This is a genomic window from Hyphomicrobium sp. NDB2Meth4, from assembly GCF_900117445.1.
Taxonomy (GTDB): domain Bacteria; phylum Pseudomonadota; class Alphaproteobacteria; order Rhizobiales; family Hyphomicrobiaceae; genus Hyphomicrobium_A.
The window spans coordinates 486,954-503,646 of record NZ_FPEJ01000013.1; the positions used below are offsets into that span (position 1 = coordinate 486,954).

Genomic DNA, 16,693 nt, shown 5'->3' on the forward strand with positions numbered 1-16,693 from the left:
TTGGGATGGTGCCGGCTGAGGGATTTGAACCCCCGACCCCCTGATTACAAATCAGGTGCTCTACCAACTGAGCTAAGCCGGCATCGCGGCCCGAGAGGGCACGCGGCTGCCTTATACAGCGCGTCGGCCGCGAGTGCCAATGCGCCAGATGCACCGCCACGGTGCGTCGATTAGGCCTTCATTATCCATATCCTGACATGGTGACGGCAGTTGCGTCGAGTTCATCAAGTCGAGGGTAAGCGCATGCGTTTTGGTTCATTGCTCGCCGTCATCGGCATCGCCGGCACCATCGGCTTTGCTGGAGCGGCGCCCGCCCAGGCAGAGTGGTGCCGGGCTCCCAGGGGAGTGGCCTGCGGGCCAGCACCCGTCAGCCACTTCATCTACTATCCACGCTATTCCAACGTCTATTATTGGGCGACGCTCGTTCCGTACCCGGGCGCCTATCCCTACATGGCGCGCGGCTATTACGACCGCTACTACCGTCCTTATGGCCAATATGCCCGCCGCTTCTGGCAACCGCGCCGTGCGCGCGTTGCGCCGGTTGCGGTCGCATATCCAGTGGCAGCTCCACCTCCCGGCTGCTGCGCGGAAGGGCCCATCAAGTAGATCGCGAATGGTGGCCGGGTTACGCCCGGCCGCCGTTCTTATTGTGCGTGATGCGTCCGCTTGAATGCGGCGTGGTGCAGGCTGATCGCCGCCGCGTTCGACACGTTGAGGCTGCCGATTGGCCCGCTGGTGGAAATCCGCACCAGCCGGTCGCAGCTCTCCCGCGTCAGCTCTCGCAATCCCTTGCCTTCCGCACCGAACACCAGCGCCAGCCGGCCGGTCAGTGGCTCGGTTTCGAGCGCATGTTCGGATGAGCCTTCGAGCCCCAGCACTGTCGTGCCGTGCTCTTTCAATTCCGCGATCGTGCGCGCCAGGTTCTGCACCAGCGCCACCGGCACCAGCTCCAGCGCGCCCGAGGCCGACTTGGCCAGCGTGCCATCGAGCGGCGCGCTGTGCCGCCGCGTCATGATGAGGCCCGCTGCGCCAAACACCGCTGCCGAGCGCAGAATGGCGCCCACGTTGTGCGGGTCGGTCACTTGGTCGAGGACGACGAGGGGGCCGGCATCGGCGCGAGCTACGAGCTCGAACACGTCAGGCTCTTCCAGCGGTTCGGTCTCGAGCATCACGCCCTGATGCACCGTATCGGCACCTAGCAGCCGGTCGAGATCGCGCGGGCTGACCCGTTCCGGCGCGACATGCCTCGCCGCCACCGCCTCCGACAGACGATTCTCTGCATTCTCGGTCATCAGCAGCCGCAGAATCGATCGCCCGGGATTGCGCAGGGCAGCCTCGACCGCATGCACGCCATAAAGCTGCACGTGACCGTCAGGGGCGCCTTTGGGCCCGTGATCGGCGGATCGATGGCGCTGGGGGCCGCGCGGACCGTTTTTGCGCGGCCGCTGGCCGTATTTTTGGCGGGGGGATGTGGGCTTCATCATTCAGCTCGTGGCAGGGAGGCGCATCCTGCCGCTTTTCCATTTGACATCCAAGGGCCTCCTGCGGATAAACGCCTCCGCCCCGCCGCCCCTAGCGCGGGGCGATTTCATTTAGGTGCCAAGGCACCTCAATGGATGGTGTGAGGAGGGGTGCCCGAGTGGCTAAAGGGGACGGACTGTAAATCCGTTGGCTTCGCCTACGCTGGTTCGAATCCAGCCCCCTCCACCAATCCATACTTCCCTGTTCTAATCGCCTGCAAAGCCTTGAAGGGGTAGGCGATTTCACCGGTTCGATAACCCTCTTTTCGGTTGTAGTGCAGACCACGGCCAAACAGGAGTTTGGGCACCAATCTGCGCGAGGGCAGGTGGTCGGAAGCCCACATTTTCCGGGGGTTTGCGATGAAGGACAGGGCGGTTCGATAACCCAGATTGAAGTCGATTACTTCCTCGCCGCGTGAGGCGAGTCTTTCCTGCAGAACGATCCTGCGCTCCTGCAGCTTGCGCACCTCCGCTTCATAGGCCGCGATCAGCACGCCGTTGTCGGCGGCGATGAGACGTTCCATGAGCTGACTGCTCTTGCGCTCGATCTCCGTGAGTTCGGCCTTCAGCGTCTGGTGCTGTTCGGCTTGGCCCTTGCGTCCTGCCGCCCAGACTTCCGAGACCAGCTCATGAAAGGCGTCGATGAGAGGCGCATCGGGCCGGATGGCATCCAGCAACGTTTCGAAGTCACCCTCGATTCGCTCCTTGCGGATCGATTTGCGGCTCTCTTCGCAGCCCTTGGCCTGACAGAAGTAATAGGGATACTGGCCGTTGCGACCCTTCGACCAGCCAGCGGACATTGTGTGCCCGCAGCAGGCGCAGGCGACGATGCCGCGCAAGGGAAAGTCTTCTCGCGTGTCCTTGCGTAGCGCGCCTACCGGGCGGCCCTTCAGACGTTCCAATACGCGCAGGTGCGTTTCGTAAGTGATGAGGGGCTCGTGCTTTCCAAGCAAAGGCGCGATGCCCCACTGAGGGGCGTCGATATATCCGGCATAGGTGGGCCGCTCCAGCATCTCCCGGATTTTCTGCAGATGAACGGTCTTGCCGTGCCGGCTCGTGAAGCCCGGCTTGCCTTCCAAAAACCGCTTGATCTCCATCTGGCTCGCAAAGCGGCCGGTCGCAAACCCTTCCAGAACTTCGCGGACGATTGATGCCGTGGGTTCATCCGGCACAAGGATCTTCCCGTGACCGGGCTTTCGCTCGTAGCGGTAGCCGACGGGGTTGGCGAAAACCCAGTACCCGCTCATGACGCGGGCGCGCATGCGGTTGACAACCTGCTCGGCGTTCTTCTGGCGCTGATGCTGGGAAACGGAGGCCAGAAGGTTCTCGACAAGAATGCTGTCGGAATCCTCACCGAACTCGATGGAGGGGCTTTCCAGCTTGCCGCCTGCGTCGTCTATCGAATCCCTGAGCTGTCTGTGTGCCACCACGTCGCGTGCAAGGCGGCTGATATCGTCGATGATGACGATGTGGCGCGCATGGGTGCGATGCTTGCGCAGGAAGCCCAGAAGCAGCTGCACGGCGGGCCGGTCGATCATGCCGCCTGAGACGCCTTCATCACGGAAGACCTGCACCACCTCATAGCCCCTGTGCCGCGCATATTCGCGGCAGCGCGTTTCCTGCGAGGCAAGGCCATCGCCCTCCTTCATCTGCCGCTGGCTGGAGACGCGGCAATAGATAACGGCTTGGGCAGGCGAGGCATTGAGTGCAGTGGTCTTGGTCATGATCGTGTCGTCTTTGTTTTTGGTTTTGGCTCCGCCTCCAGCACGGCAAGGTGCTCGGCGTAGTCTTCCAGCACCGGATCGTTGGCGGATTGCTCGAAGAATTCTACTACATTGAAGTTGCTCATGGAATCATTATCGTTCGCGGGCTGCAGGAGCTGGCAGGCGTGCCGCCCGAAGGCGAGATCGGCGAACGTCTCGGCAATCGCATACAGCGCCTCGATGATATCCCGCTCTTGCTCTGGGCTGAGGTCATACTCTTTGAAGTAGTGGCGGTACTTGTCGATGTCGCGCGGCATCCCTGCTCCCTTTCCCGCATCGGCGCGCCCGCCAGATTGGGACAGCAGCGCGGACTAGCGATTATGGAAACACTATGCGCGCTGCGCCGCCCGCGATCGGGTGGAACCCTGATGGGCGAAAGTGCCCGGCTCAAGAGGCCGGGCGCGATTTTTTTTTGAGAATGGCTCAAGCGGGATCAGCGGGAATCTCTTGCTGTTCCCACACCTCGCATTCGGTGCTGCCGTCCTTGCAGGTGAATCCTTCATCGCCGTATTCGCAAAAATCAGTCTCGGCGCGTTTTATGGCTTCTTCGGCGCTCTCGGCCTCGATCCACCTGACATAACTGCTCCACTCGACCAGATTGACGAGATAGCGTTTGCGGGGGCTGGTGGTCATGCGCCGCCGCCTTTCATCGTCCGGTGCAGGGCAATGGTGGCGCGGTGCAGTTGCAGGGCGGTTTCCAAGTCCTGCTCGATGATCAGCAGCGCGCCGATAGCCTCATTGCGGCGCTCGTGCTTGATGGCCTCATGCGCTTCGGCGCTGTAATGTACGGCTGATAACAAGCGCTGGTCTATAGCGTTGATCAGCACGGCCAGCGTGCGGTTTTCGGATGTGCTCATGGTTTTTTCTCCTTCTTGTTTGAGCGTTGGGTAGTGACCGCGCCCTATTGGAAGGGCGCGGTTGAGAGCCAGCGGATGACGGAATCGCCCTCGTGCGCGTGATCCCAGATCAGCCACGCATAGCGGTGCTTCAATGTGTGGGCGGTGGCGCGGGCCGGATCGCCCAAGGGGAAACACACGCATTCATCCAGCGCATAAATCACGCTCGGCGGGCGGCGCACGAAATCATCATGCCGCTTGGGATGGCAGAGCGAGGCGATGTTTAAGAGCATGGCCACGCGCCCGCCTTTGTCAGCGGTGAAGGCTAACGCCTTCTCTACAAACCTGTCGGCCATGCCCCAGCCGTAAGGCGGGTTCGTCACGATGTTGCGGGCAAAGGGCTTTTCTAGTTTGAGGAAGTCATAGCCGGGATGGCCGTAGCCCCAATCGGTAATGTCGGTGGCGATGACATCATAACCGGCCCGCACCAATTCCTTGCTGATAGCGCCGTCACCGCAAGCGGGTTCCCAGATGTCGCCCTCAAAACGCTCCGCCGAAAGCAGGGCGCGGATGGCGCTTGGCGGTGTCGGGTAAAACTCAAAGGCCGCGCGGCGCTCCGGCACGCGCGGCTTAAAGTAAGTTGGGTAATCAAAATCAGCAGTGACGCGCATGGGGCGGCTCCTTGGTCGGTTCTTCAAAACCCCTTAAAAAGAGGGGTTCGCATGAACCCTTGGCCCTCGCCGAGAGCGGGGAGCCAAGTGCAAGGAGGCTCCGAACGAGGGGGCCCCACGGATCAGTGGGGAGACGTTTGGATGCCTTGCGCGCGGCAGGGGCGGAGCCCCTTAGGCACTTCACTTCGCGTCAGGGATGGAAGCCCGAAGGGCCGAGACAAGCGGGACGCGCAGGCTCGGCGCGCTACAGCCCGGCCCCGGCCAATGGGCCGGGGAGACGCTCAAAAATGCATTCTCAAGCTCAACGTTGATTTAAGTGACTTTTTGAAGGATGCGGTCGATCAACGATTTAGCAGCGATCCTATTGGTGGAGCACTCGTAGATCAGAGCGAACATTTGCTCGTACATTCTTCGCTTTGCCGTCGGAAGATCTGCCAGAGGTGATTCTTCCAATTTGGCCCTAAGAACTTTGTCGAGTTTTTTTTGTGTCGCCCGAACCCGCGCCGCTAGGGCGTCTTCTGGGCCTAAGTCGAGGCCATCCATTTTCGCAATCTTTTCCATTGCGCCTATTGCTCGCTCAGCGCCGCGCGCAAATTCCGTTCGCTTCGCGGCTGCCAGCGTTCCTTGAGCGATGATAGCAATCTTTTCTTCGGCAACCGCGGACTGCATGTCAAAGTCGCGCAGCCACTTCCGTTTGATTGAACTCGTGCGGCAGCGTCGCGACAAGTCCCGCGCAATGGGAGCAATTTGATTGAGGAGATTATTGAAGTGAGTGTTCTGCTCAAAATGATCGCGCCGTCCGTTTGGGACGATCCGCTCATCGAGGATGTGCACTTCGCCTACTACCCAGCCGCTGAAGCGACTTTCGGTAAACAGCTCTTCCAGGAGCAAATGGTCGCCGACCTGGATGTTTCCGACACGAAGTCTTAGTCCCTTGACGAGGCTACCCTGGGGAATCGCTCCCGCATAGCTGTGGTGGAGCAGCCAACAGATGGCTGAGGGCTGACCATCCATTCCTGTCAAGTGAACGAACTCGACGTCGGTGTAGGAGTCGGCACTCTCGCTGCCAACATCAAGCTCATTTCGGAATGGTCGGAACACTGGTTCTTCAAGGCCACTGATGACGACCCGCAGATCGCCAAGCGGGACGTTGGCCTTCAACGCAGAAGCAATCTCTGCTCCGAACTTGAAGGTCGGCGCGAAGGGGACCGGCGCGACCTGGCTAATGTAGTCAGCTACCGCTTCAGGACTGAGGAGACGGTCGTTCTTGTGTCGAATGATCCCCTTTAATTCCACCTCGAAGAAATGTGGTGGCCAATCGTCGCCGTTGGTCTTGTGGTGGGTTACCACATCGACGATCACGTCGCGCAAGTCAGCTTCACTCTCCGTGGATCGGAGAGCCGACTTCAAGCGACGGCAATCCCACCGCAGCTCTGAGATGTTGGATTCTCCACGCGCGCGTGATCGAAAAATGAGTTCCTGACAATATCCAAGTCCCGCCAGCCTGCCGACACCACGAAAGCCCCGCGCGGCTGCTCCGCGCTTCGAGCTTGCGCCAAGCGCAGTCATTTTCCGCGTAAACTGGCGACTGGGAATGCCAATACCATTGTCGCGAATACGCACGGTGCGGTTGGCCCCGTCGATAGATAGTTCGACGGCACCTTCATCGCTCTCACTGAGAACGCCCTTTTGTTTGGCTTCATCGATGGCGTCGGCCGCATTCTGAAGATATTCGCGATAGATCGTCATAGGATCGACGTACATCGCGCTGCTCAGCAGCTCGAGAATATCTCGACCTATTGTAATATCGTTTGCTTGTACGGCCGAGATGGACTTGTCAGAACGATCAAGACTGCTGGCAGAGATCGAGTGGGTCCGTGTCATGCAATCACTCGCTGCTTCTTGGTGCCCCGCACCTTGGCGGTTTCGGATCTGGAAGGAATTGGGACCTCGTCGGCTTCCAGCCCGGCATCCTCGACGCGTTCTTCTTCAGAAAGACCGTCATCGACGTTCATTTCACCCTGCTTGTCGCGAGCCCAGATTTTGAACAGCTCCGGCTTCGGTTTGGGCGTGTAAAACGGTAATAGCTCAAGAATGGCGCGGTTCTTGGTTGCTTTTGGAAGACTGCCAAAGTCCCTTGGATCGCATGATGAAAGCAGCCTCAAGAGCTCGTTCTCATCGTCGGGCGTTAGCGTCGAGGCCTTGATCGTGTACTCCTCGAATTCGGCCTTTCCGCCGTCCCGTTCATACCAATCTCTATTGAAAATAAAGTCATGCGGTAGAAGCAGCAGTTTCTGGAACTGCTCGAACGTATCGCCAAAAGCTCGCTTGAAGAAATCAGGCTCGCCGCTGACCACTCCATGTGTGGCCTGCAGGATGATTTGGAGCGAGCGCAGCTGATAGCGGGTCCAACGCTCGCCAACGTGTCCACGATCCGGCCGGTTCGTTGGTTGGTATCGCATCGGAAAGGACCAGATGCGTATGCCCAGCTCTTCGTTCAGCGTCACGTTCAACCGCATGCGCTCGAAGAGGTCCGCTGGATTATCATGAAAATTATACAGCATGTAGTTGGACAGCTCGGTGAGGCCGAACTCGTGCGCATATCTCACGGCTTGCTCATAGGGCTTGCGAAGGCCGAGGTGGTCAAAAGCGATGCGTAACGGCCTTAGACAGATGCTGGACAATTCCCGAAGGTACATCTTGTCCTTACACAAGATGCGCGCGTCGACGCCTTGATTGAAATCCACGCGTCTCTGGCTGGCGACTCGTTCGCCCGAGCGGCGAAGCTTCGCGCCGGGTGTAAAGCCTAGAGCTCTGATCTCCGCGATAATTTCCTTAAAGCGCGGGGACGCGACTACGTTGTTGTCCATCAACACGAGGTCTTTTTTCGGCCCGTAGAGTGCGTCGATGCCGCGGACAACATCCGTCAATGATTCCGTGTCCCGCTGTGTGCCTTCAAGCTTGGGCACACCGCAGAAAGAGCATTTTCTAATGCAGCCCCGAGACGTGTAAGCGAAATAGGCATCGCTTACGGGGTAGTGGTATCCGATCTGCCCAAGAATCCCGTAGTCCGGGATGAGATCTTCGATCGGCTTGCCGTACTGATCGTCAGCATATAGCTCATCGGAGAAATCATCCAACTGCAGGGAGACGGCAGGCGCCTGGTTCAGGAGCCCCTTAATAAACCTGATGCCGTGCCATCTTCGTTCAGCCGCAAAGCGCTCAGGCATTAGAGAAGCTGCAATGCCGCCAACAAATACCTTGTCGGCCTGACCGTTCGCCACCTTAAGGGCGAAGTCGATAGACTGAGCAATGCGGGGATACTCGAACGAGAAGAGCGTGGTGACATAAATTCGATCCCACGCCTCGCCGAGAACGGACTTGTCCTCGCCCTTGATAAACTTGACGCGGTCCTTTTTTCCGTTTGGCCCGTGGTATTGAGCAATTTTCATAAGACCAAGCGGCGGATACTTGTTCTTGTAGCCAGGCTCTATGAGTAGAATGTTCCGGTTAGCCATTGGCCACCATCCTTAGGTGCGCGCGCGCTCTGCTCTGGCGGATAAGCGAGACGGCCGTGGTGACACCGCTTTCGCCTCCCAACCCTTTCAATGGGCCGCTACTCGACCAATCGAACTGTGTCATGAAATCGCCGAGGACAGCGCAGAAGTGCCGAGCCGTTGGCAGCATTTTGCGGTCAGCCTCGTTGCAGAGATCTGCTGCCAGTTCCATCAGCGCGTAGACGCCAATGCCCTTGGTAAGAAAATGTTTGCGTGGCTGAGCCCACTCGCGGGGCAGTGTCGCTGCGACGGCTTGCCAATAAGCGAGTGTCACTTGGCAGAGTTCTTCAGCCGTATGGTCCTTCGCAAGATTGGCGCGACACAGGAACAGCTTGATAGCCTTTTGGAGGGTCCGCAGCGAGGCCCGCCGCATCAACCCCGAGGTGCGTTCGCCGCCAATATCTAACTGCTGATGCCAGGGTGAAGAGGGTTCGTTGCGAAGGAATAATGCGATGAGAAGCTCAGGCCTGTCGCCCGCAAGATCCGTCGCAAGCTGCGCGTCGTGAAAATCAAGCAAGCTGGAACTTAGCCCCTTTGCCTTGCTGTTGATTGTATTGAAAACCTCCATCTCTTCGCGGTCGGATAGCCCGACAAAGCACATAAAAGGAAGTTCTAGCGCGAGGTCAGCGAGGTGCCCCAATCGATGTTGGCAATCAACCTGTGTGAGCAGCGGACCTGCCGTGGTCGCTAAATTAAGACGCCGGTTGCGACCGGACTTCGAGACCAGCGTCCACGCTTGATCCTCACGGGGGCGCAGATTGAAGGTGAGCGGGATGGTGGTGCTGGTCGGCCGTTGAATGTACCTGCGGAAATCCAGACTATGCTGGGAGTTGAATCGGCGCTGGTATCCCCGGCCAGAATCCTCATTGAGCACGTCCGCAAAGCTCAGTGAGCAGAGGAGGGACGCGGGCGCGTAGCCGAGCAAGACCGGACGGTTGGCCGATTGACCAAGAAAACAATCAAGTGTGACGATTTTGGAGGCCATTAGAGCTCCGAATCTGCAGCTGCCCACTGCATATTGCAGTGAAGGCTGGCTGCAGATTAGGCAAGCTCAAGCACGATGTCGATCGATTTTTTGGAGAGGAGAGGAACTGGGGACACAGGGGGTGGTCAGTCGAGCTTGGCCTTTATTTTCTCAAGCTGTTCCCGGAACTTGCCTGCCCGTCGCTCGATATCCTTCAGCTCGTAGAGCATACGGTCTCGGATCGGCTTTTCCGCATCCTGGATGTCGTCCTTGGTATCGGCGCGTGCAAGCCACTCCCGAAATCGCTTCAGTTTGTTGAGAGCGTCGTTCTCGGCACCGGCGTTCTTGGCGCTCTCGTACGCTTCCTCAAGGGAGTACCGGCCGTCGATGAAGCGGGTCAGAACCTTTTTGGGCGCGGTACAGATTGCAGGGAGCTTATCGCGAAGGTCCATCGCTGTCGGGATGGCCTTCGATTGTACCTGTTGAACGATAAGAGCGTCGAAGCCTGAGTGTTCTTCTCGCGCCTTTCTGATTTTTTGCGATTTTAGATACTCATCGTAGTAGCTCCAACGGTCGCGGTCAGTCTCGCCGTGAAGGATCATAAACTCAAAGACATTGACGATGTGCCGTGCTTCTTTGTCACTGATCCCGATCTCCTGAGCAACGGTTGAGAGCGGAATGGAATGTTGCTTGTGTCGGCGGAACAGAAAACCGGCCCGTTCATAGGGCAACCAGTCCTTCTTCCCCTTGATGTGGTACTCGCCAAGCAACGCGAAGACGAGTTTCTCATCGATGGTATCAGGGAGAACCGTGCAACGGATCTGCGCCCATTTAACGGGATCTTTGGTTGCCAGATGGCGATAGGCTGCTAGCCTGCTGTTCCCTTCCAGGACAACAAAATCACCTGCGCGGACGATGATGGGATCGATGAGACCGCCATTTTCAGCAATACTGACGATCAGTTCCTTGACATGTTCGTGGTCTAGAAGCTTCTCGCATATTTCGTCTTGATCCGGTGTCCGGTCGTCCGAGCGCACAAGTGAATAAATGCGCGGATTGTCAACGTAGAAGCGTAGCTTTTTGTGGTCGAGGTCGAGCGTCTGCGTAGGGAACGTTTGTCCGCGCAACGTAAGCGACCCGACGAAAACGTTCGATCCTTGTATGGTCGCCATGATGGTCACTCTAGTCCTAGAACGTTGCGAACGATGCGGCCAAAGTCGTAGTTGGCAATGGCCTTATATTCATCCGGCGAGATGTCTGATTGAGCGAGCTGCGCAGCGAGCCGTTTTGCCATAAGGAGGGAGTCTACCCATTCGTCGACCGTGCCCGTCGCGATTAGATTCCAAATGTAGCAAGTGCTTTTCTGCGAAATGCGATGGATGCGGTCCTGCGCCTGCAGATAGTCGTCGAGACTGAAGGACCGATCATAAAAGACAGCATGACTGGCCATCGTAAGAGTCAGCCCCTCCTTCGCGGCACCGGGTGTCGCGACCAATACCCGAACGGAAGGATCGATCTTAAACGCGCGTATGGCATCGTTTCTTTCGGCGATGGGACGCGAGCCATGAACGTAGACGCAGCCGAAACTTGAAAGTTGATCGGCTAGCCACTCCGCGTTGTCGATGAAGTTAGTCCAGACGATTATTTTCGTATTCTCAGCCACGGCTCGCCTTACGAGCTCGACCAAAGTAGGCAATTTACCGGGTGCAGAGCTGTATGAATGGTCAACCAGTCCTGGGTTCGAGGCAATCTGGACAAGGCGCAGGAGCCGTTTGAGAATATCTTCGGCGTCGTCATCGATAAGCACCCCATCGCGTACGATTTCGGCGCGCAACTCTTCTTGATAGCTATTATAAAGTTGCTGTTGATTGTCCTCCAGCTTGACAGGGATGTTCTCAATATTCTTTTGGGGCAGCTCAATTCCAGCCGTGTCCTTGGTTTCGCGGACTGTAAATGGTTGGATTTTGGCGAAAACGGCGGCTAGTGATCCCTCGAACTCAGCGCGGCGGGATTCATCCTCCCAAAGGTCGTTACGAAGATCGAGTTGCCGCTTAAAATCAGAGAAATCTTCTCCGAGCGACTTACCATGATCGAGAAAGTAGATTTGAGACCATAGGTCGTACGGCCGGTTCGCGACCGGTGTGCCTGTCATGATCACGCGGCGGGCGAAACCAGAGGCGAGGCGGTGGAAGGATTTGGTGATATCCGCATCAGGATTCTTGATTTTATGGGATTCATCCAAAATGACTCCTACTCGCCGCGTCCTGAGGAACAGTGCGAGCCGCTTCTCTTCGGTTTTGACGACTTCATAGTGGGCAAGCAAAAAGCGTGTCGGGCTGTTCAGTGCGAAAAAGTTCGACGCGTGGTTTTGATCCATTACCCGCGCAACGATATGGGTGTGCGCGCGGATTTCCTCGGACCAGTTGTCGATCAGCCCCCTTTTGGTGATGATCATCACAGTATCGACTTGATTTGTGGCGAGCCATTCCAAGCCGAGGTCGATACCGATCTTGGTTTTTCCGAGGCCCTGTTCGTGAAAGAGCGCCGCGTAGGGCAGCGACTTAACCGCCTCGACGGCCTGAACCTGATACGCGAAGGCCGCATGTTTGGCATCAAGCCGGATGTCGGGGCGAGGTCGAAGCACGGATGTTAGCCTCGCGGAATGTCGGTAATGAAATGAAATTGGATTTCGTAGCGAGGCACGTACTGAAGGCTTCGAATGATGCCTTGAGCGCGCGGCAGGCAAATCCAGGGCACCGCAAGGTAGAATTGAGAGGAAGGGCGTAGGCTCAGATGCTCAAGAAAGGCCGCGATCTGCCTCGCAGACCGATCGCTTTCCAAATCCTCTGGGGTCTTCGCCTCGCCGAGCACATGGAAAGTTTCCGGTAGGTCCGATGCAAACACGTCTGGAGTGTAGCCGCCAATCTTTGGCGGTCGATCAGCGCCGTACGAATGGTGATCTGCCAGCATTAGAAAACTACCCACCGTCTTGTGCCGGGCACCGATGACATCGATGAGGCGTTCGACCAGCGAAACGTGCTGGAAGGACTCGCCGGACATCAGTCACCCTTGTTGAGTTCAGAGATGAGGCGCTTCAGCTCCTCGTGAGCGTCCGTCACGTATCGGACCGTATCGTCATTCGGACTCTCGCGCAGCCGGACAAGTTCCTGGAACGGAAGCGCGCCGACCTTCTCCGCGAGGGCGCGGGCAAGCTGTGCAATGGTCGCGTTTTTTATTCCCGCCGAAAGCTCCGGCTTCTCGAGAACGTCCTGGGCGGCCTTGATGTCCTTTTTGATAAAGACGTCGCGCGCTTTTTTATCTGCAAGCACGCGAGGCAGAACACGAACCGAGGCTAGACCCTTGAACTTCCCGGCCTTCATCCATTGCCCGAAGTCCTTAAGGGAGAATCCGGCCCGCAGGATGCCATCCTTGACCGGTTGTGCTTGAAGCTCTACAAAACCTGAATACCGTTCGGTATCATAGTATTCGCCTGGCTCGAACAGCGGGCGAAAGTACGTCTCCATGTCCGCGTAAGCCTGGATTGCCTTGGTGACATCCCGGCGACTTCCGCCGCAGAGAGCGACGACGCGATCTAGCGGCATCTTCTCCTTATGACAGAGCTCCCAGAGATACTTTGCCTTGGAGTAGGCATCCCATTGCCTGGGGCCTACGAGATGCGCTTGCAATCGAATCGCATCGACATCGACAGCCGATAGCTGTTCGTGCACGAGGGCCGGGATCGCAGTCCAGTGCCCCGGCACCTTTTCCGCTACGAAAGACCGGTAGAGGTAGAGGCGGGTGTTGCCTTCGATGCAGAGATAGCGCCCATCAGCCTCCTTACGCACGATGATGGGCTGCATGATGCCGCCATTCGCCAGTATAGAATTCTTGAGCTTCTCCGCTGTCGTGCCGCCTTCTTGGTCGTCCTGCGACCCCGACGTGACGTCGAGCGCGAGCGCGATCTGCTCGTAAGTTGGCTCTCCCTCGTAAATCTCTAGGTAGCGGCGTATTCGAGGATTTGTCCTGTCCAGCTCGACCTGATCGATTGGCAAGAGAGCAAACTTCCCCGCGTCCATTCATTCCTCCCGGCAATAATTGCAGAACACACCTGCTTCCGGTCATGTCTCTGCAGAAAATTTTAGAAGCATCGTGGAATCGAACGGAGCGCGAGCACCGTCATCGCTACAGAATCGGAGTTTTGTAGGCTACGAGCAGTACGTGAGACCTGCAAGCAACGGTTGCCAGTCGGCCGCTTGTTTCCCAGGTTGATATACGAACTACCCGCGCCTTCGGCCGGGGGGATGGAACGGGGGCGCGCAGCGGGCCCCCTTCCCGAGGCGGGTGAAACCCGCCGAGACCAGATGTGCTGTCATACAGCACACATCTGGCGGAACACCATAACTGACGAATTCAGTTCCGGTCATCGTTGCCGGAGCAGGTTATTCGATCCCCTGTCTCAGATCGGTTGCCGCTCGTTTCCATGCCGCTGTGATCTTGTGCAGCACCAGGGCTTCGACTTTGTCCAGATTTGCGGGTGAGCACGCCATCTGCATGACACTGTGGATCAGCCTGACATAGGCTTCGATGCAGGCGGTGAGCGCATCGGCGGCTTCGGTTTTGCGCTTTTGTTCTTCCGCGATCCATTCGGCGTGCCACGGCGTGATGATCGTGAGGAGGCGTCCCGCGGAGGCAACGCGCGGGTCCTTGTCGATCAGCATGTCGGCGATGACGCGGAGCGCGCGCATACGCGCCTCCTCTTCGGATTTTTTGGACATTGCGAATTCCCCCCAAGCTTCAGTGATGCAGCGCGAGCCCGGCCCACTTGAAGCCGCGCGTGAGCGTGGCGTGCGAGACTTCCAGCCGCTCTGCCACTTCGCCTATTGTGATGCCGACCTGCGTGACGTGGCGGTGGCCTTCGAGGATATCCTCGATACCCAAACGGCGCGGCCTTCCTAGCGTTGCGCCGCGCGCTTTGGCGGCGGCTAGTCCTAGCACCGTGTTCTCGCGGATCACGTCCCGCTGGAATTCGGCGAAGGCGGCGAAGAGGTGATAGACGAGCTTCCCTCCGGGCGTTGTCGTGTTGATGCCTTCGGCCAGCGAGCAGAAATGGATGCCCTCGTTCCCGAGCCGCACCAGCAGATCGGAGAGGTGCTGGACGGAGCGGCCCAGCCGGTCGAGCTTCAGGACCACCAGCGCATCGCCGCGCGTCAAGGTCCCCAAGGCTTTATCGAGGCCGGGGCGGCTCGCCTTGCCGCCCGAGATTCCGTGATCCTTGAAGATCTCATCGCACTGCGCGGCTTTGAGCGCATCGAGCTGCATGCGCAGCTTTTGGTCCGTGGTGGAAACCCGCGCATATCCGATGCGCTTGCCCGTCACCTCGATGCTTGGGAAAAAGAGGGCCGTCATGACGTCACCTCGTCAAAATCGATCCTTTTTGCCGAGGTGTGTGACGCGCTAGTGCTAGCGCGGTAATTTGGCGGAGTGCCGCCATTCTTCAAGTCGTCTCGTATCATTTTCGTGCTAGTGTTCCCTCCTGATCAATAACGATCGTTTATGTTGAGCAGGAAAGCACTGGCCGTTGCAAGCCTGAGTACCATCGTATGCAGCGTTGCTGCGGGCGCAGGCGCGGAAGACGCCTTCAAGAGTTCGAAGTTCCTCACCTATCCGGCAGATGCGCAGACGAGCTACATCAGCTCGTCGGTCATGATGGCGGGGACAATCGCATCGAAAAATGCCTTGAGCCAGTCACGCTGTATTGATGACTGGGCCGTCAAGAACGGAGCATCAGGCTTTCAGCCCATTGTCGAGGCGATGCGGAAGTTTCCCGACTACCACCCGACCGCAGTGATCTTTGCCGTGCTTCAGAAAGCGTGTGGTTCCTTCGAGTATGCGCGGAAGTAACTAGCCAAGATCCGGGACGGGCAACGACGATGTAGCGACGGGTTCAATCGCGGCTCTCATCGAAACGGGTGGCGCTATCTCGAAGCGTTTCAGACCGTTTCGCATATCTGTCTGGGCGGAATGAAGCTCGTGCTCGGTAAGGGGATTGTCCCGGTCCATCATCCGGTCGCGGATGCGCCCGAGAGTATCGACGCGAAAGCCTTGAAGCCCTTCAAGGCGAGTGAGTCTGTCTTTGGCAGACTCACTGTCTTCTAAAAACTGCTCGTAAGCAGGCTCATCGCCGCGCCATTCGATTCCAGCAGCGGCCTCGTCGCCGACGCGCTCGCGGCGCTCGTTCCAAACTTCCCCCCGTGCATCGCGGAAGACCCGTGTACCGTCAGGCAGCTTGGCGGCCTTGTCCAAAGTCCGTTGAAGCTGGGCTTGCGCCGCCTCGAGGTCAGCCTGCGCTTTCGCGATGGCGCGATCGGTTGCGTCTTCCGCATCGCCTAATTCGTCCAAGGTTTGGGTATAGGCCCGCGCATAAGCGGGGTTGGAAGCCAGCAGCATCTGGAGGCGGGAGAGGTTTTCGGTCTTGCGGGCGTCACCGCTGGAGCGGCCATGACGGCGCTCGTCCCGGTGATCCTCGCCCAGGAACCGCGCCATCTTGCCGTTGGGGAGCCCGGCCATCTCAGCCTTGAGATCAGCGTCGTCTTCCCGGCGCTTGAGCTCAACCTCCGCCAGCCTGAAAACGTCCCGCAAATCGCTATCGTCGTATGCCAATCCCACCCACACCCGTTTTTATGGATATTGTACCGTATACGCATGATTGAAGTCAAAATCTGGCGTGTTTGCCGAGCTTCTCGAACTTTTTTCAAATTTTTTTGCCCATATATTTCCGTTGGTTACGCATGAAATTCGTTCCTCCCCGCCGCAAGTTGTGAACTTTTCGGAAGCCCGTGGCCATCCTCTTCAGTGCACCAGATGGCACGTCGCGCCACCGCCCTTCTGGTGATCCTGTTTAGGAGGATCAATGAAAGAAGATCGGCCGCCCCTTCACCTCATCGTCCCCGCAACGTCTCGTGAAATCAAAGCAGCCGACCGGGTCATCCGCGTCGCCAGTGACACAGAACTTCGCCGCCGTTCGCATTTCCAGCGGCTGGCCATCGCGACCGCGGCCCTTGAAGTCTCGCGGCGCGGGCTAATTCAGTTGATGGCCGATACCCTCTACGAATTCCAAGGGAGCATCCTCCATCCCAACGGTGCGCCCTACGAAGTGCCGGACATCGACGATGCCTTCGGCAATGATGGCAGCTTCCGCTGGGTCACCGATTTCATCCGCTTCGCAGAGGAGCCGCCCCGGCAGCTCCCGCAAGCGCGGATCATTGAGCGCCTGCGCCTGATCGATCTCTACTTCCGCATCAAGCACCCCGAGCGGGCGCGGCTGATCGCGGAGTAATCCTCGCTACCAAAGCGCCCGGCTCCCGCAAGGGCTGGACGCTGTC

General features: G+C 58.1%; 19 protein-coding genes and 2 tRNA genes. 4 read left to right on the forward strand and 17 right to left on the reverse strand.

The window, feature by feature from the left end; all coding sequences use genetic code 11:
- Positions 1-6: 6 nt before the first annotated feature.
- Positions 7-82: transfer RNA gene (locus tag NDB2M4_RS17230), tRNA-Thr, on the reverse strand.
- Between the two features lie 161 nt (positions 83-243).
- On the opposite strand from NDB2M4_RS17230, the gene NDB2M4_RS17235 reads away from it, so the two are divergent.
- Positions 244-606 (forward strand): hypothetical protein, encoded by a 363-nt coding sequence (locus NDB2M4_RS17235; RefSeq protein WP_072377275.1) that lies wholly within the window; start codon positions 244-246, stop codon positions 604-606.
- Positions 607-644: 38 nt separating this feature from the next.
- On the opposite strand, the gene rlmB is transcribed toward NDB2M4_RS17235, so the two are convergent.
- Positions 645-1,481 (reverse strand): 23S rRNA (guanosine(2251)-2'-O)-methyltransferase RlmB, encoded by an 837-nt coding sequence (rlmB, locus tag NDB2M4_RS17240; RefSeq protein ID WP_072378268.1) that lies wholly within the window; start codon positions 1,479-1,481, stop codon positions 645-647.
- A 144-nt stretch (positions 1,482-1,625) separates the two neighbouring features.
- Between rlmB and NDB2M4_RS17245 the strand changes: the two genes are divergently transcribed.
- Positions 1,626-1,710: transfer RNA gene (locus NDB2M4_RS17245), tRNA-Tyr, on the forward strand.
- Here NDB2M4_RS17245 and NDB2M4_RS17250 read toward each other — a convergent pair.
- The 14 genes from NDB2M4_RS17250 to NDB2M4_RS17315 all read right to left on the reverse strand — a co-directional run bounded on the left by NDB2M4_RS17250 (position 1,679) and on the right by NDB2M4_RS17315 (position 14,717).
- Complete coding sequence (locus tag NDB2M4_RS17250) at positions 1,679-3,244, reverse strand: recombinase family protein (RefSeq protein ID WP_072377277.1); 1,566 nt, start codon at positions 3,242-3,244, stop codon at positions 1,679-1,681. The two genes, NDB2M4_RS17245 and NDB2M4_RS17250, sit on opposite strands and share 32 nt — an antisense overlap.
- Positions 3,241-3,540: a hypothetical protein gene (locus NDB2M4_RS17255; protein ID WP_072377279.1), complete on the reverse strand. Its 300-nt coding sequence runs from the start codon at positions 3,538-3,540 to the stop codon at positions 3,241-3,243. Before NDB2M4_RS17255 ends, NDB2M4_RS17250 begins: the two co-directional genes overlap by 4 nt.
- Before the next feature lie 166 nt (positions 3,541-3,706).
- Positions 3,707-3,916: a hypothetical protein gene (locus NDB2M4_RS17260; protein WP_072377281.1), complete on the reverse strand. Its 210-nt coding sequence runs from the start codon at positions 3,914-3,916 to the stop codon at positions 3,707-3,709.
- Complete coding sequence (locus NDB2M4_RS17265) at positions 3,913-4,140, reverse strand: hypothetical protein (RefSeq protein WP_072377283.1); 228 nt, start codon at positions 4,138-4,140, stop codon at positions 3,913-3,915. The genes NDB2M4_RS17260 and NDB2M4_RS17265 overlap by 4 nt, the downstream gene beginning before the upstream one ends.
- Before the next feature lie 44 nt (positions 4,141-4,184).
- Entirely contained in the window at positions 4,185-4,790 is a 606-nt protein-coding gene (locus NDB2M4_RS17270; RefSeq protein ID WP_139247358.1) for a TRM11 family methyltransferase, read from the reverse strand.
- Positions 4,791-5,102: 312 nt separating this feature from the next.
- On the reverse strand, positions 5,103-6,674 hold the full coding sequence (locus tag NDB2M4_RS17275) for an ATP-binding protein (protein ID WP_072377285.1): 1,572 nt from the start codon (positions 6,672-6,674) through the stop codon (positions 5,103-5,105).
- Positions 6,671-8,308, reverse strand: a complete 1,638-nt coding sequence (locus tag NDB2M4_RS17280; protein ID WP_072377287.1) for a radical SAM protein — start codon at positions 8,306-8,308, stop codon at positions 6,671-6,673. Before NDB2M4_RS17280 ends, NDB2M4_RS17275 begins: the two co-directional genes overlap by 4 nt.
- Positions 8,301-9,332, reverse strand: coding sequence for a DGQHR domain-containing protein (locus NDB2M4_RS17285; RefSeq protein ID WP_072377289.1), 1,032 nt, complete (start codon positions 9,330-9,332; stop codon positions 8,301-8,303). The genes NDB2M4_RS17280 and NDB2M4_RS17285 overlap by 8 nt, the downstream gene beginning before the upstream one ends.
- Positions 9,333-9,457: 125 nt before the next feature.
- Entirely contained in the window at positions 9,458-10,483 is a 1,026-nt protein-coding gene (locus NDB2M4_RS17290) for a ParB N-terminal domain-containing protein (RefSeq protein WP_139247359.1), read from the reverse strand.
- 5 nt (positions 10,484-10,488) lie between these two features.
- Complete coding sequence (locus NDB2M4_RS17295; protein WP_072377293.1) at positions 10,489-11,955, reverse strand: DEAD/DEAH box helicase; 1,467 nt, start codon at positions 11,953-11,955, stop codon at positions 10,489-10,491.
- Positions 11,956-11,960: 5 nt separating this feature from the next.
- On the reverse strand, positions 11,961-12,371 hold the full coding sequence (locus NDB2M4_RS17300; RefSeq protein ID WP_072377295.1) for a hypothetical protein: 411 nt from the start codon (positions 12,369-12,371) through the stop codon (positions 11,961-11,963).
- Positions 12,371-13,387: a ParB N-terminal domain-containing protein gene (locus NDB2M4_RS17305; RefSeq protein ID WP_072377297.1), complete on the reverse strand. Its 1,017-nt coding sequence runs from the start codon at positions 13,385-13,387 to the stop codon at positions 12,371-12,373. The genes NDB2M4_RS17300 and NDB2M4_RS17305 overlap by 1 nt, the downstream gene beginning before the upstream one ends.
- A gap of 363 nt (positions 13,388-13,750) precedes the next feature.
- Positions 13,751-14,086: a hypothetical protein gene (locus NDB2M4_RS17310; protein WP_072377299.1), complete on the reverse strand. Its 336-nt coding sequence runs from the start codon at positions 14,084-14,086 to the stop codon at positions 13,751-13,753.
- 19 nt (positions 14,087-14,105) lie between these two features.
- Positions 14,106-14,717 carry a recombinase family protein gene (locus NDB2M4_RS17315; RefSeq protein WP_072377301.1) on the reverse strand — a complete coding sequence of 204 codons (612 nt, stop codon included), beginning with the start codon at positions 14,715-14,717 and terminating at the stop codon, positions 14,106-14,108.
- A 147-nt stretch (positions 14,718-14,864) separates the two neighbouring features.
- Between NDB2M4_RS17315 and NDB2M4_RS17320 the strand changes: the two genes are divergently transcribed.
- A complete protein-coding gene (locus NDB2M4_RS17320) occupies positions 14,865-15,212 on the forward strand; it encodes a hypothetical protein (protein ID WP_072377302.1) in 348 nt (115 codons plus the stop codon).
- On the opposite strand, the gene NDB2M4_RS17325 is transcribed toward NDB2M4_RS17320, so the two are convergent.
- Positions 15,213-15,971, reverse strand: coding sequence for a hypothetical protein (locus tag NDB2M4_RS17325; protein ID WP_072377304.1), 759 nt, complete (start codon positions 15,969-15,971; stop codon positions 15,213-15,215).
- A gap of 250 nt (positions 15,972-16,221) precedes the next feature.
- Between NDB2M4_RS17325 and NDB2M4_RS17330 the strand changes: the two genes are divergently transcribed.
- Positions 16,222-16,647 carry a hypothetical protein gene (locus NDB2M4_RS17330; protein WP_072377306.1) on the forward strand — a complete coding sequence of 142 codons (426 nt, stop codon included), beginning with the start codon at positions 16,222-16,224 and terminating at the stop codon, positions 16,645-16,647.
- Positions 16,648-16,693 lie beyond the last annotated feature (46 nt).